Annotated in this window: 18 protein-coding genes; 16 read left to right on the top strand and 2 right to left on the bottom strand. The window is 63.0% G+C overall.

Annotation, left to right across the window (positions count from 1 at the left end; all coding sequences use genetic code 11):
* The first annotated feature begins 110 nt into the window (after positions 1-110).
* From ABIE62_RS00535 to ABIE62_RS00515, 5 genes are all read left to right on the top strand, one after another.
* A complete protein-coding gene (locus ABIE62_RS00535) occupies positions 111-2312 on the top strand; it encodes an acylase (RefSeq protein WP_354322642.1) in 2202 nt (733 codons plus the stop codon).
* A gap of 40 nt (positions 2313-2352) precedes the next feature.
* The gene (locus ABIE62_RS00530; RefSeq protein ID WP_354322641.1) at positions 2353-5202 is read left to right on the top strand and encodes a M16 family metallopeptidase; all 2850 of its coding nucleotides are present in this window, start codon (positions 2353-2355) and stop codon (positions 5200-5202) included.
* 155 nt (positions 5203-5357) lie between these two features.
* Complete coding sequence (locus tag ABIE62_RS00525) at positions 5358-5660, top strand: hypothetical protein (RefSeq protein ID WP_354322640.1); 303 nt, start codon at positions 5358-5360, stop codon at positions 5658-5660.
* Between the two features lie 163 nt (positions 5661-5823).
* Positions 5824-6195 carry a DUF4212 domain-containing protein gene (locus ABIE62_RS00520; protein ID WP_354322639.1) on the top strand — a complete coding sequence of 124 codons (372 nt, stop codon included), beginning with the start codon at positions 5824-5826 and terminating at the stop codon, positions 6193-6195.
* Between the two features lie 13 nt (positions 6196-6208).
* On the top strand, positions 6209-7984 hold the full coding sequence (locus ABIE62_RS00515) for a sodium:solute symporter family protein (RefSeq protein WP_354322637.1): 1776 nt from the start codon (positions 6209-6211) through the stop codon (positions 7982-7984).
* A gap of 13 nt (positions 7985-7997) precedes the next feature.
* On the opposite strand, the gene acs is transcribed toward ABIE62_RS00515, so the two are convergent.
* Both acs and ABIE62_RS00505 read right to left on the bottom strand, forming a co-directional pair.
* Positions 7998-9929, bottom strand: a complete 1932-nt coding sequence (gene acs, locus ABIE62_RS00510; RefSeq protein ID WP_354322635.1) for an acetate--CoA ligase — start codon at positions 9927-9929, stop codon at positions 7998-8000.
* 275 nt (positions 9930-10204) lie between these two features.
* Positions 10205-10885 (bottom strand): OmpW/AlkL family protein, encoded by a 681-nt coding sequence (locus ABIE62_RS00505; protein ID WP_354322634.1) that lies wholly within the window; start codon positions 10883-10885, stop codon positions 10205-10207.
* A gap of 97 nt (positions 10886-10982) precedes the next feature.
* Here ABIE62_RS00505 and ABIE62_RS00500 point away from each other — a divergent pair, with 97 nt between their 5' ends.
* The 11 genes from ABIE62_RS00500 to hemN all read left to right on the top strand — a co-directional run bounded on the left by ABIE62_RS00500 (position 10983) and on the right by hemN (position 21226).
* Positions 10983-11783 carry a Crp/Fnr family transcriptional regulator gene (locus tag ABIE62_RS00500; RefSeq protein ID WP_354322632.1) on the top strand — a complete coding sequence of 267 codons (801 nt, stop codon included), beginning with the start codon at positions 10983-10985 and terminating at the stop codon, positions 11781-11783.
* Between the two features lie 88 nt (positions 11784-11871).
* Positions 11872-13539: a cytochrome-c oxidase, cbb3-type subunit I gene (gene ccoN / locus ABIE62_RS00495; protein WP_354322630.1), complete on the top strand. Its 1668-nt coding sequence runs from the start codon at positions 11872-11874 to the stop codon at positions 13537-13539.
* A gap of 22 nt (positions 13540-13561) precedes the next feature.
* Positions 13562-14326: a cytochrome-c oxidase, cbb3-type subunit II gene (ccoO, locus tag ABIE62_RS00490; protein WP_354322628.1), complete on the top strand. Its 765-nt coding sequence runs from the start codon at positions 13562-13564 to the stop codon at positions 14324-14326.
* Positions 14323-14487 (top strand): cbb3-type cytochrome oxidase subunit 3, encoded by a 165-nt coding sequence (locus tag ABIE62_RS00485; RefSeq protein WP_354322627.1) that lies wholly within the window; start codon positions 14323-14325, stop codon positions 14485-14487. Before ccoO ends, ABIE62_RS00485 begins: the two co-directional genes overlap by 4 nt.
* Positions 14477-15403, top strand: a complete 927-nt coding sequence (gene ccoP / locus ABIE62_RS00480; RefSeq protein WP_354322626.1) for a cytochrome-c oxidase, cbb3-type subunit III — start codon at positions 14477-14479, stop codon at positions 15401-15403. Before ABIE62_RS00485 ends, ccoP begins: the two co-directional genes overlap by 11 nt.
* Positions 15396-16937, top strand: a complete 1542-nt coding sequence (gene ccoG, locus ABIE62_RS00475; protein WP_354322624.1) for a cytochrome c oxidase accessory protein CcoG — start codon at positions 15396-15398, stop codon at positions 16935-16937. Before ccoP ends, ccoG begins: the two co-directional genes overlap by 8 nt.
* Positions 16934-17392 carry a FixH family protein gene (locus ABIE62_RS00470; RefSeq protein ID WP_354322622.1) on the top strand — a complete coding sequence of 153 codons (459 nt, stop codon included), beginning with the start codon at positions 16934-16936 and terminating at the stop codon, positions 17390-17392. Before ccoG ends, ABIE62_RS00470 begins: the two co-directional genes overlap by 4 nt.
* Positions 17389-19509, top strand: coding sequence for a heavy metal translocating P-type ATPase (locus ABIE62_RS00465; RefSeq protein ID WP_354322620.1), 2121 nt, complete (start codon positions 17389-17391; stop codon positions 19507-19509). Before ABIE62_RS00470 ends, ABIE62_RS00465 begins: the two co-directional genes overlap by 4 nt.
* Entirely contained in the window at positions 19506-19655 is a 150-nt protein-coding gene (ccoS, locus tag ABIE62_RS00460) for a cbb3-type cytochrome oxidase assembly protein CcoS (protein WP_354322618.1), read from the top strand. Before ABIE62_RS00465 ends, ccoS begins: the two co-directional genes overlap by 4 nt.
* Entirely contained in the window at positions 19652-19870 is a 219-nt protein-coding gene (locus ABIE62_RS00455) for a hypothetical protein (protein WP_354322616.1), read from the top strand. The genes ccoS and ABIE62_RS00455 overlap by 4 nt, the downstream gene beginning before the upstream one ends.
* Before the next feature lie 45 nt (positions 19871-19915).
* Complete coding sequence (gene hemN / locus ABIE62_RS00450; RefSeq protein WP_354322614.1) at positions 19916-21226, top strand: oxygen-independent coproporphyrinogen III oxidase; 1311 nt, start codon at positions 19916-19918, stop codon at positions 21224-21226.
* The last annotated feature ends 27 nt before the right edge of the window (positions 21227-21253 follow it).

Genomic DNA, 21253 nt, shown 5'->3' with positions numbered 1-21253 from the left:
ATCTAACTAGGTGGGTCGGACAACTGACTTCGGCAAGAGGGCGCTCGTCCGCTTGACCGGATTGCCCGCACAAGCGATGCATATCGCGCAGGATTTGGGAGAGAAATCGGATGAAGTGGATCAAGGGCGGCGTGATTGCGTTTGGCGGTGTGCTGGCGCTTGGCCTGACGGTGCTCGCCACGTGGGAGCCGTATTTCGCCAGCGCCGCTAATGCGCCCGCCGCCCGCACCTATACCGCTGAAATCATCCGCGACCAGTTCGGTGTGCCGCACATCTATGGCGAAACTGACGCCGACGCCGCGTTCGGGGTTGCGGTCGCCCATGCCGAGGATGATTTCTTCACCTTGCAGGACGTGGTCGCCATGTCGCGCGGGCGTTACGGCGCTATTGCAGGCGAGGACGGGGCGAAAATTGATTACGCCTACCACCTGATCGACGCGCGCGGCACGGCTGAACGCGGCTATCCAGAACTTCCCGCAGATACCCGCGCACTGTTTGAAGCCTATGCTGCGGGTCTTAACCACTATGCCGAGCAGCACCCTGCGGAGCTCAAGCTCGCCAACCTGTTTCCGGTCACTGGCGTGGACGTCGCCGCCGGGTTTGCGCTGCGCCAGCCGTTCTTTTTCGGGCTGGACGCGGTGATCGGCCCCTTGGTGGCAGGAGACACCTTGCCGCGCGAACACGGCCCCGACATCCCCGGCTTCCCGCGCCCTCAAGTGCCCGAAGCTGAAGCTGCCCAAGCTGCGCCGAAGCAGACCAAGGCGCTGGTGCTGCCGCTGGGCGAAGACGCGCAGCACCTTGGCTCCAACGCCTTTGCCGTCAGTCCCGAAAAATCGGGCGGGCCGACCACGCTGATCTCCAATTCGCATCAGCCCTTGCGCGGCGGGGTGGCGTGGTATGAACTGGTGGTGGAAAGCGGTGAGGGCTGGCATTTTGCCGGCGCGAACTTCCCCGGATCGCCCTTCCCCTTCCTCGGCCATAACGAACATCTGGGTTGGACCAACACGGTCAACACCCCGGACATGATCGATATCTACCAGTTGGAACTCGACGAGACAGGCACCCGCTACCGGCTGGATGGCGAATGGCGCGATCTGGACAGCACATGGGTGACGCTGCCGGTCAAGGTTGGTCCGGTGGTGCTGCCAATCCGGCGCGAAGTGCTGCGCTCGGTCCACGGCCCGGTGATCCGCAACGCCAAGGGCGCCTTTGCGATCCGCTATGGCGGGATTGGCCGGATCGACCAGCTTGATGCCTATTACCGCATCAACAAGGCGACCAGCTTTGCCGAATGGGAAGCGCAGCTGGCGCGGATGGCGATCCCTTCGACCAACTTCATCTATGCCGACAAGACTGGCACCATCGCCTATGTTTACAACGCCGCCATCCCCAACCGGCCCGCAGATGTGAGGGTCGATTGGCGCGGTGTGCTGCCCGGTGACCGGTCAGACCTGATCTGGAACGGCGCGGTCGATTACGCCGCGCTGCCCAAGCTGGTGAACCCGGCGAGCGGGTGGCTGTATAATTCCAACAACGAACCCTTCACCGCAGCGGGCGCGGGCGATGATCTTGCGCCCGATGATTTTTCGCCGGTGCTGGGGATCGAGCGCAAGCAGACCAACCGTTCGTGGCGCGCTTACAAGCTGCTGGGCGAAGCCAGCGTGCTTGACCGGGCGACACTGGAGCGGATCAAATATGATACCGCTTACGAGCGCGAAGGCTATGTCGCGCGGCTGTTCGATGCGCTGGCGGCGATGGAGGCTGATGGGCAGTTGGACGAAGCGCGCGATCTGCTGCTGAGCTGGGATTTCACCGCTGACAATAATGGCCGTGCCGATGCGATTGCGCTGCTGGTGATCCGTGATTTCATGTCGGCGGACTATTCCAACAAGCCATTTCCGGACGTCAAAGAAAAGCTGCAAGCCGCCGCCGATCACCTCACCACCCATTTCGGGCGCCTTGATCCGCCGATGGCCGATCTGCTGCGGTTGCGGCAGGGCGATGTCGATTTGCCGCTCGATGGCGGGTCGGACACCTTGCGCGCCTCGACCACATGGGATGTGGACGACGACGGGCGTCTCAGCCTCAAACATGGAGACAGTTTCATCATGTGGATCGAATGGCAGCCGGGTCAGCGGGTTTTTTCCCGCTCGGTTCAACCGTTTGGTGCAGCCTCCACCCGGCCCCAAAGCCCGCATTACACCGACCAGATGCGGCTGTTCGTCGATCAACAGCTGAAGCCGGTGCATTTCTGGCGCGATGATGTGCTGGCGAATGCCAGCAATCGGGCGACCGTTACCAACGCCCGCTAACCGATAATTTCTTTTCGTTTTCTCACCGGAGCCATCACACATGACCATCCGTTTTGCTGCCACCAGCCTTTCGGCGCTTGCCCTCGCGCTCGCCACACCGCTCACCCCGGCGCTTGCCGATAATCACGCCGTCAGCAGCGCCGCCCCACAGGCGAGCGCCGATCTGCCTGCACTGGTTGCGCAGGTGCAGATTCCCTATCAGCGGTTCGTGCTCGACAACGGGTTGACCGTGATCGTGCACGAAGATCGCAAGGCCCCCGTGGTCGGCGTTGCGGTGTGGTATAATGTCGGTTCGAAAGACGAACCCAAGGGCCAGACCGGCTTTGCCCACCTGTTTGAACACCTGATGTTCAACGGTTCGGAAAACGCGCCGCAGGATTACTTCCAATACCTCGCCGAAATGGGCGCGACCGATTACAACGGCACCACCAATTTCGACCGCACCAATTATTTCCAGACCGTGCCTCGTCCGGCATTGGAGCGCGCGTTGTGGCTGGAAAGCGACCGGATGGGCTATCTTCTCGGCGCGGTGACGCAGGAAAAACTCGATAACCAGCGCGGCGTGGTGCAGAACGAAAAACGGCAGGGCGATAACCAGCCGGGCGGGCTGGTGTTCTATGAACTGCTGAAAACCCTGTTCCCCGAAGGCCACCCCTATCACCATTCGATAATCGGCTCGATGGCCGATCTCGACGCCGCGTCGATGGACGATGTGCGCAAGTGGTTCACCGACAAATACGGCCCCAACAACGCCACGCTGGTGATGGCGGGCGATGTCTCGGCGGCTGAGGCAAAGGTGCTGGCCGAAAAGTATTTCGGCCCGATTGCGCGCGGGCCGGTCAACACGCCCAAGGCTGCGGACGTGCCAACCTTGGCGGAGGATGTGCGCACAGTGATGAAAGATCAGGTCGCGGCCACCCGCGTCACCCGCTATTGGCCCGCGCCGGGCATCACCGATGCCGATCTGACCGCGCTCAATGTTGGCACGAGCATTCTGGGCGGGCTGGCTTCGAGCCGGTTGGATGAAGTGCTGGTGCGCGATGAACAGCTTGCAGTCGCGGTGTCTGCAAACAGCAGCAATTTCCAACGGGTCGGCCTTTTGTCGGTCAGCGCGACGGCCAAGCCGGGCGTGGATGTTGCGACGCTCGAAGCGCGGCTCAATGAACTGGTCGCACAATTCATCGCTGAAGGCCCCACCGAAGACGAAGTGCGCCGCGCAGCCACCAGTCAGCTTGCCCGCACCATTCGCGGGCTGGAGCAGGTCGGCGGGTTCAGCGGCAAGGCAGTGACGCTGGCCAATGGCGAAGTGCTGGCGGGCGATGCTTCGTTCTACGCGACCGAGCTTGAACGCCTCGCCAAAGTCACCCCCGCCGAGGTCAAGGACGCGATGGCACGGTGGATGACCAAGCCCGCCTTCACGCTGGTGCTCGAACCGGGCGCGCGCGATGCGGAGTATCAGGAGGCCGCCTCGGTCGCCGCTGCGGACAATGCCTCGGAACGCGACCGCGAAGCCGAAACGCTGACCGTCACCGTCGAACGGCCCAAGCCCGCGATTGACACTGTGGCAGAGCTTGATTTCCCCGATCTCGAACGCGCAACCCTCGCCAATGGCATGAAGGTCACTTACGCCCAGCGCACCGCGGTGCCCGCGACCTATGTGGCGATGAGTTTCAACGCAGGCAGCGCCGCCGATCCGGCGGGCAAGCGCGGGCTTGAAAACGTCGCCATGGAGTTGTTCGACGAAGGCACGGCGAAGCTGACCGGGCAAGGCATTGCCGAGGCCAGCGAACGGCTGGGCGCGAATATCTCGGTCGGCGGCGGCGATGACCGGTCAACCTTCACGCTGTCGGCGTTGACCGCCAACCTTGCCCCCAGCCTTGATCTGATGCGCCAGATCATGCGCGAACCGGCGTTCAACCCGGCCGATCTGGAGCGCGTGCGCACCCAGACCGTTACCGGCATCCGTCAGGCGATGAAGTCGCCGCAAGGCGTCGCCGTGCGCACGCTGGCACCCGAACTGTTCGGCGCGGACACGCCCTATGGCGGGGTCAGCACGGTCGAAAGCGTCAGCGCGATCACCCGTGATGATCTGATTGCGTTCAAGGACAGCTGGATCCGCCCCGATAATGGCGAAGTCTTCGTCATTTCCGATCGTCCGCTGGCCGACATCGTCACCGAACTGAACGGCGCGTTTGGCGACTGGGCGGCTCCGGCTGCGCCCAAGGGCACCAAGCAGATCGCGGCCGAGCAGGTCAGCGAAGGGGGGCGCATCATCCTGATTAACCGCCCCAATTCGCCGCAGAGCTTTATCTACGGCGGCCAAGTCACCCCGCTGGATGCAGGCGATCCGGCCTTCGTTGCCTTTAACAGCGCCAATAACGCGCTGGGCGGTGATTTCCTCGCCCGCCTCAACATGAACCTGCGCGAGACCAAGGGCTGGAGCTACGGCGTGCGTGGCGGCGCGCAACCGCGTGAAAATGCGGTGATCTATGCCATTTCGGGCGGCGTGCAGGCTGATCGCACCGGGGATTCGCTGGCGGAAATGCTGCGCGAAACAGAAGAGTTCCTGACCCAGAAGGGCGTCACCGCTGACGAACTGGACCGCACCATTGCATCGTCGGTTGGCAGGCTGCCGGGCCTGTTCGAAACCTCCCCGGCGGTGCTGCGCGAAATGCAGAACAACGCGCTTTACGGACGGCCAGATAATTTTTCCGAAACGCTCGCCAGCATCTACCGCGCGCAGACGGCGGACAGCCTCGATGCCGTCGCCCGCGCCAGCATTGATACCGGCAAGTTCGTGTGGGTGGTGGTTGGCGATGCCGATAAGGTACGCAGCCAGCTCGAACCGCTCGGCCTGCCGATCGAACAGCGCGAGCTGGAAGGCGAATAAGCCTTGATCAGCGCGCTTTGGCCCAAATCCGGTTGAAGCGCGCTGACATAAGTGTAAACAACAGGCCACAAGTTTGCGTGGTCGGGAGCGTCCGGCCACACGTGTTTCAACGCCCGGATCGCCGCACGGCTCCGGGCCAATCGAGGAGTTAGATTATGTCGGTTGCAGGTACCTATAAATCCGTCGTGAAAAGCCCGATGGGCGATCAGTCGGGCACTTTTACTGTCGTTCCGGGTGATGGTGACAGCTTCACTGGCTCGCTGGTCGGCAGCCTGGGCTCGATGGATGTGGTTGATGGCAAGATTGCCGGCAACACGCTGACCTGGAAGATGAACATGGTCGTGCCGATGCCGATGACGCTGGATTGCGAAGCGACCGTGGACGGCGACCAGCTGACCGGTTCGGTCAATGCGGGCGCGTTTGGCGCGATGCCGCTGACGGGCCAGCGCGAAGCCTGATCGTCCCGGCTTGCGTGATTTGCGCGTAGTCAGGCCACAAAATTGCAAAACGCCGCCGGAGCACCTGCTTCGGCGGCGTTTTGTGTGAATGCGATGATGGTAAGGCGCTTTGGGATCAGGCACACCCTCACGCACAGGCGCACTCAACAAAGGGGGATGACAGATGAGCCAACCGACGCCGCAGGGCGACGTGCCGGGATCTGATGACCCGGACGCAGCGCCGATGCATCACGATGGGGTCGATGCCCTGCCCGACATCAATCAAACCACCGCCGACGGTGAAACCAATCTGCGCGAGGATGCCTATTGGCATGAAAATATCCGCCTGCTGATAGTGCTGATGGCGATCTGGTTCGCGTGCTCGTTCGGCGCGGGCATCCTGTTTCGCGAATTTCTCGACCAGTTCATGCTGGGCGGATACCCGCTCGGTTTCTGGTTCGCCCAGCAGGGTTCAATCTACGTCTTTATTGGGCTGATTTTCGTCTACGTCGTCACAATGAAGCGGATTGAGCGCAAGTACGATCTCGACGATTGAGGGGGCGCAGACAATGGACACGCAAACCCTGATCTACCTGTTCGTGGGGGCAAGCTTCGCGCTTTATATCGGCATCGCCATCTGGAGCCGCGCGGGATCAACCAAGGAATTCTACATCGCGGGCGGCGGAGTAAACCCGGTGGTCAACGGCATGGCCACCGCCGCCGACTGGATGAGCGCGGCAAGTTTCATCTCGATGGCCGGGATCATCGCCTTTGTCGGCTATGATGCGTCGGTCTATCTGATGGGCTGGACTGGCGGCTATGTGTTGCTGGCGCTGTTGCTGGCACCATACCTGCGCAAGTTCGGGCAGTTCACCGTGCCCGATTTCATCGGCACCCGCTATTACAGCAAGGCCGCCCGCGTGGTTGCGGTGATCTGCCTGATCTTCATCAGCTTCACCTATATCGCCGGGCAGATGCGCGGTGTCGGGATCGTGTTTTCGCGCTTCCTTGATGTGGGCATCACCACCGGGGTGATCATCGGCATGGGGATCGTGTTCATCTACTCGGTGCTCGGCGGGATGAAGGGCATCACCTATACGCAGGTGGCGCAGTTCTGCGTGCTGATCTTCGCCTATATGGTGCCCGCCTTCTTCCTCAGCTTCATGATTACCGGCAACCCGATCCCGCAACTGGGGCTGGGCTCGACGGTGAACGACGGGTCGGGGTTGTATGTGCTTGAAAAGCTCAACCTGGTGCTCGGCGATCTGGGCTTTGGCGCCTATACCGATGGGCAGAAGAGCATGATCGACGTGTTCTGCATCACGCTGGCGCTGATGGTCGGCACGGCGGGCCTGCCGCACGTGATCGTGCGCTTCTTCACCGTGCCCAAGGCGTCTGATGCGCGCAAATCGGCCGGGTGGGCGCTGGTGTTCATAGCCCTGCTGTACACCACCGCGCCAGCGGTCGGCGCCTTTGCGCGGCTCAACTTCATCGATAACGTCAACGAGCAATCCTATAGCCAAGCCCCCGGCTGGTTCACCAATTGGGAAAGCAATGACCTGATCGCGTTCAAGGACAAGAACGGCGACGGGGTGATGCAATACCGCAAGGGCGATGCCTTTGCCGGAAAGCCCGAATTCACCGGAGAAACCGGCGCATCGGGCGAACGCGCGGTGAGCAATGCTCCGGTCGAAGGCAACGCCAACGAGCTTTATGTCGATCAGGACATCATGGTGCTGGCCAACCCGGAAATCGGCAATCTGCCGGGTTGGGTGGTGGCGCTGGTGGCGGCAGGCGGGCTGGCGGCGGCGCTGTCCACCGCGGCGGGCCTGCTATTGGTGATCTCGGCCTCGGTCAGCCACGATCTGCTGAAACAGACCTTCCGCCCGGACATTTCGGAAAAGGGCGAATTGCGCGCGGCGCGGATCGCGGCGACGGTGGCGATCGTGATTGCGGGCTATCTCGGCGTCTATCCGCCGGGCTGGGTCGCGCAGGTGGTGGCGTTCGCCTTTGGCCTCGCGGCAGCGACGCTGTTCCCGGCGATCTTCATGGGCATCTTTTCCAAGCGCATGAACAAGGAAGGCGCGATTGCCGGGATGGTATCAGGCCTGGTGTTTACCTTCGGCTACATCGTCTATTTCAAGCTGGTGAACCCGCAAGCCAGCAATGCCGCGAACTGGCTGCTGGGCATTTCGCCCGAAGGCATCGGGGTGATCGGGATGCTGATCAACTTTGGCATCGCGCTGGCGGTGTCATCGGTAGCCGCAAGCCCACCGCTCGAAGTACGCAAGCTGGTCGATTCGATCCGCGTCCCGCGCGGGGTGGGTGAGGCGCAGGCTCACTAAAGCGAGGTCGCGCTCAGCGGTTCTGCCGTCCCTCAACCAGCCGCTCAACAAGCGACGGATCGGCCAGCGTCGAAGTATCGCCCAGCGCGCCGAAGTCGTTCTCGGCGATCTTGCGCAGGATGCGGCGCATGATCTTGCCCGATCGGGTTTTGGGCAGGCCGTCGGTGAAGTGGATGATATCGGGCGTGGCAATCGGGCCGATTTCCTTGCGGACATGGGCTTTCAACTCGGCCAGCAGCGCGTCCGATCCCTCCTCCCCCACGTTCAGGGTGACGTAGCAATAGATGCCCTGCCCCTTGATATCGTGGGGATAGCCGACCACCGCCGCCTCGGCCACCTTGGGGTGGAGCACCAGCGCGCTTTCGACCTCGGCGGTGCCCATGCGGTGGCCGGAGACGTTGATCACATCATCGACGCGGCCGGTGATCCAGTAATATCCGTCCGCGTCGCGCTTGCACCCGTCGCCGGTGAAATATTTGCCCGCATAGGTGCTGAAATAGGTCTGCACGAAGCGGTCATGGTCGCCGTAAATGGTGCGCGCCTGCCCCGGCCAGCTATGCGTGATGCACAGGTTGCCCTCGGCTGCTCCGTCAAGCGTCTTGCCATCGCCATCGACCAGCTCTGGGCGGATTCCAAAGAACGGCAGGCCCGCGCTGCCCGGTTTCATGTCATGCGCGCCCGGCAACGTAGTGATCATGCAGCCGCCGGTTTCGGTCTGCCACCAGGTGTCGATGATCGGGCAGCGCCCTTCGCCCACCACGTCGAAATACCAGCGCCACGCCTCGGGATTGATCGGCTCACCGACGCTGCCGAGCAGGCGCAAGGACGCGCGGCTGCGGCTGGTGACGTGGGCGTCGCCTTCGCGCATCAGCGCGCGGATTGCGGTGGGGGCGGTGTAGATGATGTTCACCTTGTGCTTGTCCACCACATCCCAGAACCGCCCGTGATCGGGGTAATTGGGCACGCCTTCAAACACCACCGCGGTCGCTGCATTGATCAGCGGGCCATAGACCACGTAACTGTGCCCCGTGACCCAGCCGATATCGGCGGTGCACCAGAACACTTCGCCCGGCTGATAATCGAAAACGTAGTGGAACGTGCTCGCCGTCCACACGCCGTATCCGCCGGTGGTGTGGAGTACCCCTTTGGGCTTGCCGGTGGAACCTGAGGTGTAGAGGATGAACAGCGGGTCTTCTGCCGCCATGACTTCGCACGGGCAATCATCGTTACTGGCTATGTCTTCAAGCCAGTGATCGCGGCCTTCCTGCATCGCGATGGCCCCGCCGGTGCGGCGCACCACCAGCACCCCATCGACCGGGATGGCATGGGCGGAGAGGTTCAAGGCCGCATCGACGTTCGCTTTCAACGGCACCCGCTTGCCGCCGCGCAGGCCTTCATCGGCGGTGACGATAAAGCGGCTGGCGCAATCCTCGATCCGGCCCGCCAGCGCCTCGGGCGAGAAGCCGCCGAACACCACCGAATGCACCGCCCCCAGCCGCGCGCAGGCGAGCATCGCGGTGACGCCTTCGATGATCATCGGCATGTAGATCGTCACCCGGTCGCCCTTGGTCACGCCCAGCGATTTCAGCGCGTTGGCCATCCGCACCACCTCGGCGTGGAGTTCGCCATAGGTCAGGCTGCGGCCCGCACTCGCTGGATCGTCAGGCTCAAAAATCAGTGCCGTGGTGTTCGCGTGTTGCGCCAGGTGCCGGTCAACCGCATTGTGGCACAGGTTGAGGCTGCCGTCCTCAAACCAGCTGATACCCACCGGGCTATAGGCCCACTCGCCGCCTTGCGTCGGGGACTTGACCCAATCGAGCCGCTGCGCCTGTTCCAGCCAGAACGCGTCGGGCGCCTCAATCGAGCGGCGATACATTTCGGCGTATTGTTCGGGCGTGCAATGGGTCGGGGCGTGGGGCTCTGGCCGTTTGACGATCGGGGTCATGGCGATTCTCTCTGTTCTGAACGCGGGTTGGCGGCAGGCTACACGCGCTGCGCGTTCAGACAAAGAGCTTACGGCGTTTAAGGCATCCGGCGCATCTGACACCGCCGTTGCGGCGCGATGTTTCACGTGAAACATTGCCCAAACCTGCCCCTAAGCGGGGTCTAGCGCGACCTAGAGGGGGTCTAACCGGGGTCTAACCCAACCCTGGACCGGCGCAAAAAAGCCCCGCCAGCATCACATGATGCCAGCGGGGCTTCGTGTCATTACCAGCAGGTTCAGAACCGGTAGGCAACCCCGGCGCTGATCACCCACGGATCCAACTTGTGTTCGGTTTCGATCGCCAGCGTGTTGCCCACAAACCAGCGCGCGGTGGTGTCGATGAAGTAACGCTTCACATCGACGCTGAGGCCAAGCCCGGTGTCGTTCAGCGGCACATCGAACCCGGCCTGCAACGCAATGCCGAACTCGTTCGACAAGGTGTTTTTGGTCACGCCCAGCGGCAAAGTCGCCGCGCCCGGATCATCATCCACCCACAGGAAGTAGGATGGCCCGGCCCCGACATAGGGTTTCACCGCGCCCAGATCGAAGTGATATTTGGCGGTCACCGTCGCCGGGATCAGCTTGGCATTCGATACCAGCTCCGCGCCGACCGGAAGGCCGGCGGTGGCATCAACATCATGCTGGGTCATCCCGGCAATCGTTTCGATCGAGATGTTGTTGCTGATGAAATATTCGATCGCGATGGTGGGCGTGACATTGTCGTTCGCGCGGGTCTGCGTGGTCGCAGGCAGGCCCGGCAGGTTGACCCTGATGTCAGTGATCTTGCCATCGGGCAGAACCGCGGTGCCCAGCAGTTTGAACTGGATATCGCCTGCACGGTCAGTGTCATCCTGCGCCATGGCGGGCGTGGCAGCAAGCGCCAAGGCGGCACCGGCAAGCATCAGAATAGTCTTCATTTTCGTGTCCTTCATCCAGCAGCAGTGGCCGCCTTGCGCGGCCCAGGATGGTTGCTGCCTGTGGCCGCCCGATAGGCTTGGCCGATGCCTGCGATCATTGATCAGGATCAAAGACGCGTGGCGAAATTCGCGGCAATATTTCATCATCATGGCGACCCTCAGTCCTTCATCCCCGCGCTCTGATCTGGACGCTGGTCTTGCCGCATTCCGCGCTGCATTGCCGAAGGAAACGCGCGGTGCCGACACCGCTGACCGGCTGTGTGCCATCGGCACATTCGCGCATCTGGCCAAGGGCGAACAGCTCGCCCCCGATCCGCGCGATGACCGGTTGGTCTATATCGCCAACGGTTCCGCCAAACTGGTTGCGCCGTCTGGGGCGGGATCACCAGTCAATCAGGTGCTGGCATTCCATTTCGGCGGTGATCTGATTTCGGTATTGCGCCAAAGCGCCAGTGAACCGTGGGGCGACTTTCGGCTGGTCGCATTGACCAATTGCGATCTGGTTATTTTTCCGGCCGACCGGTTCCTCGATATCGCGCAAGCTGAACCGGCGGTGCTGCGATCGGTGCTGGCGCGCAGTTTGCAGGCGCTGCACCGTTCCCGCACGCGGATGATGCAGATGGGGCACAAGTCCGCGCAGCAAAGGATTGCCGATTTCCTTGTTTCGATGGCCGAAAGGCTAACCAATCGCACCACCGGGGCCTGCGCCATGTCATTACCAATGAGCCGCCGCGACATCGGCGACAGCCTTGGCCTCACTATCGAGACTGTCAGCCGCCAATTGACCGATCTGCGCGAGGCGGGCCTGTTGACGACTGAGGGGCGTTCAAAAATCCTGCTCACCGATATTGCCGCGCTGACGCGGCTGGCCGGACGCGGGCAGCTGCAAGCGGGATAGGCCGGACGAAAATTCGCAATTTTGATATGAATCAACTACCGCAATGCGGGGGCCGGTTACAGCGGGCCAACGAAAGGGACAATTCAACATGGAAGCAGTCGTAAGGCGGCTGGGGGGCTGGGCATTTGTCCTGCTTTTCGCCATTATCGCTATCGCACTGACCCCGGATAGTGGGTTTGCGATCCATATGGGGATCGTGGGGCTGGCAGCCCTGATCGTGATTATTGCCACGTTGCGCAGCTATGATCCGCTGGCCAAGGCGCAAAGCATCTTCAAGATGCCTCCTGGCCCATCGCGCTATGATGATGACGTGGTGCGCTGGGGCGTGATTGCGACCATGTTCTGGGGGATCGCGGGCCTGCTGGTCGGCGTGGTGATCGCCACGCAATTGGCCTTCCCGCAATTGAACCTTGAACCTTACCTCAATTTCGGCCGGTTGCGCCCGCTGCATACCTCGGCGGTGATTTTCGCGTTCGGGGGCAATGCCCTGATCGCGACAAGTTTCTACGTCGTGCAGCGCACCTGCCGCACCACGTTGGCGTTCCCCGGCATGGCGCGGTTCGTGTTCTGGGGGTATCAGCTGTTCATCGTGCTGGCCGCGACCGGATACCTGCTCGGTATCACCCAATCGAAAGAATATGCCGAGCCCGAATGGTATGTCGATCTGTGGCTAACGGTGGTGTGGCTCGCCTATCTGGCGGTGTTCGTCGGCACGCTGCTGCGTCGTCATGAACCGCATATCTATGTCGCCAACTGGTTCTACCTCGCCTTCATCGTCACCATTGCGATGCTGCACGTGGTCAATAATCTGGCGATCCCGGTCAGCTTCCTTGGCACCAAAAGCTACAGCGCCTTTGCCGGGGTGCAGGATGCGCTGACCCAGTGGTGGTATGGCCACAACGCGGTGGGTTTCTTCCTGACCGCAGGCTTCCTCGCCATGATGTATTACTTCGTGCCCAAACAGGCGGGGCGGCCGGTCTATTCCTACCGCCTGTCGATCATCCACTTCTGGTCGCTGATCTTCCTCTATATCTGGGCCGGGCCGCACCACCTCCACTACACCGCCCTGCCCGATTGGGCGCAAACGTTGGGCATGGTGTTTTCGATCATGCTTTGGATGCCCAGCTGGGGCGGGATGATCAACGGTCTGATGACGCTCAACGGCGCATGGGACAAGGTGCGCACCGATCCGATCATCCGCATGATGGTGCTGGCGCTGGCGTTCTACGGGATGAGCACGTTTGAAGGCCCGATGCTGTCGATCAAGGCGGTCAACAGCCTGTCGCACTATACCGACTGGACCATCGGCCACGTCCATTCGGGCGCGCTGGGATGGAACGGGATGATCACTTTCGCCTGTGTCTATTTCCTGGTGCCGCGCCTGTGGAACAAGCCGCGGCTATACAGCCTGCGGATGATCAACTGGCACTTCTGGCTCGCGACGCTGGGGATCGTTTTTTACGCTTCCAGCATGTGGGTCGCCGGGATCACGCAGGGCCTGATGTGGCGCGAATACGGGTCTGACGGTTATCTGGTGAACAGCTTCATCGACACGGTTACGGCGCTGCACCCGATGTACATCCTGCGCGCTGTCGGCGGGCTGATGTATCTCTCCGGGGCTATCATCATGGTTTACAATATCTGGATGACAATCGCCGGCAAGCTTCGCGACGAAGCGCCGATGGGTGACACCGCCCATGATGAAGCCGCCGATCGCCCGATCCTGTCTGAACCGCAAGCCCAGCCCGCTGAATAAGCGGCAGGAAGGAACGCGAACAATGACTGATACAAAGCGCAAGGAACCCTTCGAAGGCCACAAGCGGCTGGAAAAGAACGTCACCCTGCTCGCCGCTGCAACCTTTGTGGTGGTCGCCATCGGCGGGATCGTGGAAATCGCCCCGCTGTTCTGGATCGATAACACAATCGAAAAGGTGGAGGGGATGCGTCCCTATACCCCGCTGGAACAGGCCGGGCGGGATATCTACGTCCGCGAAGGCTGCTACCTGTGTCACAGCCAGATGATCCGTCCGTTCCGTGACGAGGTCGAACGCTATGGCCATTACAGCCTCGCGGCGGAATCGATGTATGATCACCCGTTCCAATGGGGATCGAAACGCACCGGGCCGGATCTGGCGCGCGTGGGCGGGCGCTATTCGGATGAATGGCACGTCCAGCATCTCAAGGCGCCGCGTTCGGTGGTGCCGGAAAGCATCATGCCCAATTACAGCTTCCTGGCGGAAACGGCGCTGAACGTGCCCGATCCGGCGGCGAATCTCACCGCGTTGCGGCGCGTGGGCGTGCCCTATTCCGATACCGACATCGCGCAGGCCGGGGCTGATCTGATGGCGCAGGCCAACCCCGATGCCGATGCGGGCGATCTGGCGGCGCGTTACCCCAAGGCGCAGATCCGCGATTTCGATGGCGATCCCACCCGCGTCACCGAAATGGATGCGCTGGTCGCCTATCTCCAGATGCTTGGCACGCTGGTCGATGTGAACAGCGCCGCCGCGCAGGAGGAACTGGCTGAGGAGAAAGGGCGATGAGCCTTTACGAAATCCTGCGCCACTTCGCCGATTCCTTCGGACTGGTGGTGATCTTCGCGCTCTATCTGACGCTGTGCCTGTGGCACTTCCGCCCCGGGGCAAAAGCCCATGTGGAGGCAGCCAAGCATTCGATTTTCAAGGATGAAGACGATGTCCAATAAGCGGATTGACCAACCCACCGGCACCGAAACCGTCGGCCACGAATGGGACGGGATCGAAGAACTCAACACCCCGCTGCCGCGCTGGTGGTTGTGGACGTTCTACGCCACGATTGCATGGTCGCTGGTCTATGTGGTGCTCTATCCCGCGTGGCCGATGATCGACAAGGCGACTTCGGGCACGCTCGGCTGGTCAAGCCGCGGCGACCTCGCCAAGGAAATGAGCGCCGCCGATGCCGCGCGCCAAGGCGTGATCGCCCAGATCGCCGCGACCGATATCGAAGCCCTGCCCGCCTCGCCCGAACTGATGGCGCAGGCGATTGCCGGGGGGGCGGCCGCGTTCAAGGTCAATTGCGTGCAGTGCCACGGCGCGGGCGCGGCGGGCTATCAGGAATATGGCTACCCCAACCTCAATGATAATGACTGGATCTGGGGCGGCACGCTGACCGATATCGAAACCACCCTTACCCACGGTATCCGCTGGGAAGGGTCTGACGCGACACGGGCAAATTATATGCCCGCGTTCGAAGGGATGTTCGATGCAGGCCAGGTGGCGGCGCTGACCAGCCATGTCCTGTCATTAAGCGGCAAGGCCAAACCGAACGCCGCTGGCGGGGTGCTCTATTCCGAAAACTGTGTCGCCTGCCACGGCGCGGCCGGTGCCGGGTTGCCCGAAATGGGCGCACCGGCGCTCAACGACGCGATCTGGCTTTATGGCAGCAGCGAAGCGGCGGTGCGCAAGCAGATCCTCGCCCCGCGTCACGGCGTGATGCCGGGATGGAAAGACCGGCTTGATCCGGTGACGATCAAGATGCTGGCAGCCTACGTGCACTCGCGCGGCGGCGGGCAGCAGGCGGCCCCGGCGGCTGAACCTGCAACCGATGTCGCGCAAGCGCCGAAGGCCGAAACCGATGGCTGACATCAAGGAGCCTGAGCGCACCAATCCGCCAGCGGGCAAGCCTCGCGACTGGAGTGGTGCGCTCGGCTCTGCCGCGCCGCAACCCGCCCCCGCTGCTGCCGGCCCGGCGAAGATCGAGCTCTATGAAAAGGGCAAGACCGTCCATAACAAGCGGATCGACGGCCCGTTCCGGCGGTTCAAATGGCTGGTGATGGTGGTCACGCTGGCGGTCTATTACATCACCCCGTGGATCCGTTGGGATCGCGGGCCATATGCACCCGATCAGGCGGTGCTGGTCGATCTGGCGCATCGCCGGTTCTACATGTTCGATATCGAAATCTGGCCGCACGAATTTTACTTCGTCGCCGGGTTGCTGATCATGGCGGGGATCGGGCTGTTCCTCGTCACCAGCGCGGTTGGCCGGGCGTGGTGCGGTTATGCCTGCCCGCAGACAGTGTGGACTGATCTGTTCCAGCATATTGACCGCTTTTTCGATGGCGATCGCAACGCCCGCGCACGGTTGGACAAGGCACCGTGGACGGCGGGCAAGATCACCCGCCGCACCTCAAAGTGGGCGGTCTATCTGGTCATCAGCTTCTGGACCGGCGGCGCATGGATCATGTATTTCGCCGACGCGCCCACTCTCACCTATGATTTCTGGCGCGGCGAAGCTGCGACGGTGGCCTATGCGACCGTGGCGATCCTGACCGGAACCACCTTCTGGCTCGGCGGGTTCATGCGCGAACAGGTGTGCATCTATATGTGCCCGTGGCCGCGCATCCAGACCGCGATGCTCGATGAAAAAAGCCTCATCGTCACTTACAAGGACTGGCGCGGCGAACAGCGCGGCAGCCTGAAGAAAGCGGCCAAAAACCCCGAAGCCTACGGCGATTGCGTCGATTGCCTGCAATGCGTCGCGGTGTGCCCCACCGGGGTCGACATTCGCGAAGGCCAGCAGATCGGTTGCATCACCTGCGGATTGTGCATCGACGCCTGCGACCGGGTGATGAAGGACATCGGCCGCCCGCGCGGGCTGATCGATTACGCCACGCTCGAACAATGCGAGGCCGAAGCGGCGGGCGCGCCCGCAACGCCTGCGTGGAAAGCGCTGCTGCGCCCGCGCGTCTTTATCTACTTCGGCGTCTGGGGCGCGATTGGCGCAGGCCTGTTATTTGCGCTGGGCGCCCGCACGCATACCGATCTTACCGTCTCGCCTGATCGCAACCCGCCGTTCATGCTGATGAAGGATGGATCGGTGCGCAATGCCTACACGCTGCGGCTGCGCAATATGGAGGCTCGCCCGCGCGATATGGAAGTTGCGCTGACCGGCCTGCCGCAAGGCGCGGTGATCTGGACTGACGCAGTAAGCCTTGAAAACGCCGCGCCGGTGCAAGTGATCGCCGTGCCCGCCAATGAAACCAAGGTGGTGCGCGCCTATGTGATGCTGCCACCGGGTGCGACGGCAGACAGTTTCAGCTTCCGCCTGACCAGCCTTGATGAACAGCGCGAACAGGATCTGGCAGAAACCAGATTTGCCATGCCGGGGAACGAATGATGGCCAGCAACAGCAAAAAATTCACCGGCAAGCACATGGCGATGGTGTTCATCGGCGGGTTCGGCGTGGTGATCGCGGTCAACCTGGTGATGGCGAGCTTTGCGGTCAGCGGCTTTCACGGCTTGGTGGTCGAAAACTCCTATGTCGCCAGCCAGAAATTCAACGGCTGGATGGATGAGGCCGAAAAATCGCGCGCGCTCGGCTGGAAGGTGGAAGCGCGCCACCTTGCCGACGGGCGCATCGCGCTGACCACCGCCGACGTGCCCGAAGGCGCGGCCATCACCGCGATTGCACGCCGACCGCTGGGTCAGCACGAACTCGCCAACCTCACCTTCGCCTCGGCGGGCGCAGATGCGTGGACCGCCAACGAAGCGCTGGCGCAAGGGCGCTGGACGTTGCACCTTACCGTGACCGCTGGCGGCCAGACCTGGACAGGGGAAAGCAAGCTGCCGTGAACGCCCCTGCCCCCATCCTTGCCGATAGCCCCGCGCTGATCTCGACCCGCTTCACCGTGCCAGGGATGCGGTGTGCTGGCTGCATCGGCAAGATTGAGCGGGAACTGCCCAAGGTTGACGGCATCATCGCGGCGCGCGCCAATTTTTCGGCCAAGCGGGTGGCGATCCAGCATGATCCCGCGCTCGATGAAACCGCGCTCACCGCCGCGCTGCTGGCGATCGGGTTTGAAGCGCAGCCGGTGGCGGACAATCCGCTCGGCGTGGAAACGCAGGAGCGCAAGCGTTTGATCCGTGCGCTCGGCGTGGCGGGCTTCGGGATGATGAATGTGATGCTGCTGTCGGTCAGCATCTGGTCGGGCGCGGATGGGCCGACGCGCGATCTGTTCCACTGGCTGTCGGCGCTGATCGCGATGCCGGTGATTGCCTATTCGGGCCGCCCGTTCTTCGCGAGCGCGTGGATGGCGCTGTCGCATCGCCGCACCAATATGGACGTGCCGATTTCGATTGGCGTGATCCTCGCGGCCGCGCTCAGCCTCTATGAAACGATCACCGGCGGCGGGCACGCTTATTTTGAAAGCGCGGTGATGTTATTGTTCTTCCTGCTCGCCGGGCGCGTGCTCGATGCGGTGATGCGTGACCGCACGCGCGCCGGGATCGGCGCTTTGCTGGGCCGGATGGGGAAAAGCGCCAGCGTGATCGGCCCCGATGGCAGCACCCGCCGCGTGGCTGCCGGAGAGCTTGAGCCGGGAATGCTGGTGCTGGTCGCGGCTGGCGAAGCGCTCGCCGCTGATGGCGCGGTTGAAGACGGGGTAAGCGCCATCGACAACGCCATGCTGACCGGCGAAAGTGCGCCCGAACCGGTCGCGCCGGGGGCGATTGTCCACGCGGGCGCGATCAACCTTTCCGCGCCGCTGCGGGTGCGGTTGACCGCCGTGGCGGATGACACCGCAATTGCCGAAATCGCGCGGCTGATGGACGAGGCGGGCCAATCGCGCAGCCACTATGTCCGCATCGCCGACCGCGCCAGCCGCCTCTATGCGCCGGTGGTGCACAGCCTCGCCGCGCTGGCGTTTGTTGGCTGGATGATCGCGGGCGCGGGTTGGCACCAATCGCTCACCATCGCGATTGCGGTGCTGATTATCACCTGCCCCTGCGCGATGGGCCTCGCCGTGCCCGCCGCGCAGGTGGTGGCGAGCGGCGCGTTGCTGCGCCGGGGCCTGCTGGTAAAAGATGGCAGCGCGCTGGAACGCCTCGCCGAATGCGACATCGCGCTGTTCGACAAGACCGGAACGCTGACGCTGGGCACCCCGCGCGCGGATATTACCGCGCTGGGTGCTGAGGCGCGCAGCGTCGCGTTGGGGCTGGCGCAGGCGAGCCGCCATCCGCTGAGCCAGGGACTCGCCGCTGCTTTGCTGCACGAAGGCGTGGTGCCTGCGGTAATCGCGGATGTGCGCGAAGTCAGCGGTGCGGGGCTTTCGGGGCGCTGGAACGGCGTCGAGGTCGCGCTCGAACGGCCCGACGATGCCGCGCAATCCCTCGCCGCCCGGCTGCGAATCGGGGAGACCGCACAGACCATCGCATTCGCCGATCCGCTGCGCGCCGATGCTGCGGCGACGCTTGCGGCGCTGCGGGCCGAGGGGATCGAAGCCAGCATCCTGTCGGGCGACCGCGCCGCGCCGGTGGACGCCGCGGCGCGCGAATTGGGCCTTGCTGCCACAGCCGAAGTCAGCCCGCAGGCCAAGCTCGCCGCATTGGAAGCGCTGAAGGCACAGGGCCGCCGCCCGCTGATGGTGGGCGATGGCTTGAACGATGGCCCGGCATTGGCCGCCGCGCACGCCTCGATCGCGCCGGGCACCGCGTCCGATGCCAGCCAGCAGGCCGCCGATGCGGTGTTTATTGGCGAGAAACTGATGCCGGTCGCGCTCGCGGTGCGGGTCGCCAAGGCGACGATGCGGATCGTGCGCCAGAACTTCGGCTTTTCGATTATTTATAACGTGCTGGCAGTGCCGCTGGCTTTGTTCGGCCTCGTCACCCCGCTGATCGCGGCTATCGCCATGTCGGTCAGCTCGCTGGTGGTGGTCGCCAATTCGCTACGGCTGGCGAGATCGACGAAATGACCGGCCTTGCGTTCCTGATCCCGATTGCCATCGGCATGGGGTTACTCGGCCTCGCCGCCTTCTTGTGGTCGCTGCGCGATGGGCAGTATGAAGACATGGACGGGGCCGCCAGCCGGATCCTGATTGATGAAGAGGACGAATTATGAGCGCCGCCGCCCTGCCCTATGCCATCACCGCGCTGGTGCCGGTGCTGATCGGCCCCTTGCCAGTGGACAGCCAAGCGATGACCGTCCCCTTGTGCAATGGCGGCACCCTCACCATCCCGCTGGGTGACGGCGAAGCGCCGATGGATAACCGCCAATGCCACCCCAGCGGATGCCACGCGGGCACCAGCCGCGAAAAGGCCAAACGCACAATTTGATCTCACGCAAAGACGTGGGCCAGCGCAGCCGCTTTAAGCGCACTCATGTGGCAATATCATCCCGAACTGCTCGCTACGCCGGTGCCGCGTTACACCAGCTATCCCACTGCGGCGGATTTCGGCGCGCTTCCCGAAGGCGCGATCGAGCGTGCGATTGCGGGGGCGGATGGTGACATCTCGCTCTATCTCCACATCCCGTTTTGCGAACAGATCTGCTATTATTGCGGCTGCAACACCGGGGCGGCGGGCAAGCGTGCGCGGGTGGAGAGCTATCTTGCCGCGCTGCATCAGGAAATCGCCACGGTCGCCAGCCTGCTTCCCGAAGCCGCGCGGGTGCGGCGCATTGCCTTTGGCGGCGGCAGCCCCAACGCGATTGAACCGGGCGAACTACTGGCGCTGGTTGACGCGATTCACGCCCATTTCCCGCTATTCGCTCCCGAATGGTCAATCGAACTCGATCCGCGCAGCCTGAACGCGCAATGGAGCCACGTGATCAGCGAAGTCGGCATCACCCGCGCGAGCATGGGGGTGCAGACCTTCGCCCCGCATTGCCAGAAGGTGATCGGGCGCGAACAACCCACCGCGATGATCTGCCGCAGTGTCGATTGGCTGCGCAGCGGCGGCGTGACCTCGCTCAATTTCGATCTGATGTACGGCCTGCCGCATCAGACCATTGCTGATCTGACCGAAAGCCTCGAATACACGCGCAAACTGGGGGCCGACCGGGTGGCGGTGTTCGGCTATGCCCACGTCCCCCATCTCGTTCCGCGCCAGAAAGTCATCCCCGAAGATACGCTGCCGGGGGCCGAGGCGCGCTTTGCCATGGCGAGCGCGGCTCACGCCTTCCTGACCGGCAACGGCTATGACGCTATCGGTTTCGATCACTTCGCCCTGCCGCATGATCCGCTGGCGCGCGCGGCGCGGGATGGCATGCTGCGGCGCAATTTTCAGGGCTTCACCGATGATCAGGCCGAGGTTTTGATCGGGATGGGCTCATCGGCGATCAGCGGCTTTCCCGGCCTGCTTGCCCAGAACGACAAGCATAATGGCCGCTATCGCACGCTGTCCGGCGAAGGGCGGCTATCGGCCAACCACGGGATCGCGCGCGCGGCGCAAGACCGGCTGCGCGGCGGCGTGATCGAGGCGCTGCTGTGCCGGGGCGAGGCGGCGCTGTCGCCGTGCCTGCTGGCCGAGGTGCAGGATAAGCTTGCGCCGTTTATCGCTGCCGGGCTGGCGACGCTGAGTGATAACAGCTTGCGCATTGCGCCTGACGGATTGCCCTATGCCCGGGTGATCGCATCGCTGTTCGATAGTTACCGCGCGATCACGCAGCGCAAGTTCAGTTCGGCGATCTGATCACTGATTCCCGAGCGCCTGCGCCGC

Source organism: Porphyrobacter sp. MBR-155, assembly GCF_040547625.1.
Taxonomy (GTDB): domain Bacteria; phylum Pseudomonadota; class Alphaproteobacteria; order Sphingomonadales; family Sphingomonadaceae; genus Erythrobacter.
This window is presented reverse-complemented; position numbering and strand designations above follow the sequence as displayed.

What these genes read in the sequence shown, in the direction of transcription:
- ABIE62_RS00535 (WP_354322642.1), top strand. Translation starts at nt 111, where the DNA reads ATGAAGTGGATCAAGGGCGGCGTGATTGCGTTTGGCGGTGTGCTGGCG.
- ABIE62_RS00530 (WP_354322641.1), top strand. Translation starts at nt 2,353, where the DNA reads ATGACCATCCGTTTTGCTGCCACCAGCCTTTCGGCGCTTGCCCTCGCG.
- ABIE62_RS00525 (WP_354322640.1), top strand. Translation starts at nt 5,358, where the DNA reads ATGTCGGTTGCAGGTACCTATAAATCCGTCGTGAAAAGCCCGATGGGC.
- ABIE62_RS00520 (WP_354322639.1), top strand. Translation starts at nt 5,824, where the DNA reads ATGAGCCAACCGACGCCGCAGGGCGACGTGCCGGGATCTGATGACCCG.
- ABIE62_RS00515 (WP_354322637.1), top strand. Translation starts at nt 6,209, where the DNA reads ATGGACACGCAAACCCTGATCTACCTGTTCGTGGGGGCAAGCTTCGCG.
- acs (WP_354322635.1), bottom strand. Translation starts at nt 9,929, where the DNA reads ATGACCCCGATCGTCAAACGGCCAGAGCCCCACGCCCCGACCCATTGC.
- ABIE62_RS00505 (WP_354322634.1), bottom strand. Translation starts at nt 10,885, where the DNA reads ATGAAGACTATTCTGATGCTTGCCGGTGCCGCCTTGGCGCTTGCTGCC.
- ccoN (WP_354322630.1), top strand. Translation starts at nt 11,872, where the DNA reads ATGGAAGCAGTCGTAAGGCGGCTGGGGGGCTGGGCATTTGTCCTGCTT.
- ccoO (WP_354322628.1), top strand. Translation starts at nt 13,562, where the DNA reads ATGACTGATACAAAGCGCAAGGAACCCTTCGAAGGCCACAAGCGGCTG.
- ABIE62_RS00485 (WP_354322627.1), top strand. Translation starts at nt 14,323, where the DNA reads ATGAGCCTTTACGAAATCCTGCGCCACTTCGCCGATTCCTTCGGACTG.
- ccoP (WP_354322626.1), top strand. Translation starts at nt 14,477, where the DNA reads ATGTCCAATAAGCGGATTGACCAACCCACCGGCACCGAAACCGTCGGC.
- ccoG (WP_354322624.1), top strand. Translation starts at nt 15,396, where the DNA reads ATGGCTGACATCAAGGAGCCTGAGCGCACCAATCCGCCAGCGGGCAAG.
- ABIE62_RS00470 (WP_354322622.1), top strand. Translation starts at nt 16,934, where the DNA reads ATGATGGCCAGCAACAGCAAAAAATTCACCGGCAAGCACATGGCGATG.
- ccoS (WP_354322618.1), top strand. Translation starts at nt 19,506, where the DNA reads ATGACCGGCCTTGCGTTCCTGATCCCGATTGCCATCGGCATGGGGTTA.
- ABIE62_RS00455 (WP_354322616.1), top strand. Translation starts at nt 19,652, where the DNA reads ATGAGCGCCGCCGCCCTGCCCTATGCCATCACCGCGCTGGTGCCGGTG.
- hemN (WP_354322614.1), top strand. Translation starts at nt 19,916, where the DNA reads ATGTGGCAATATCATCCCGAACTGCTCGCTACGCCGGTGCCGCGTTAC.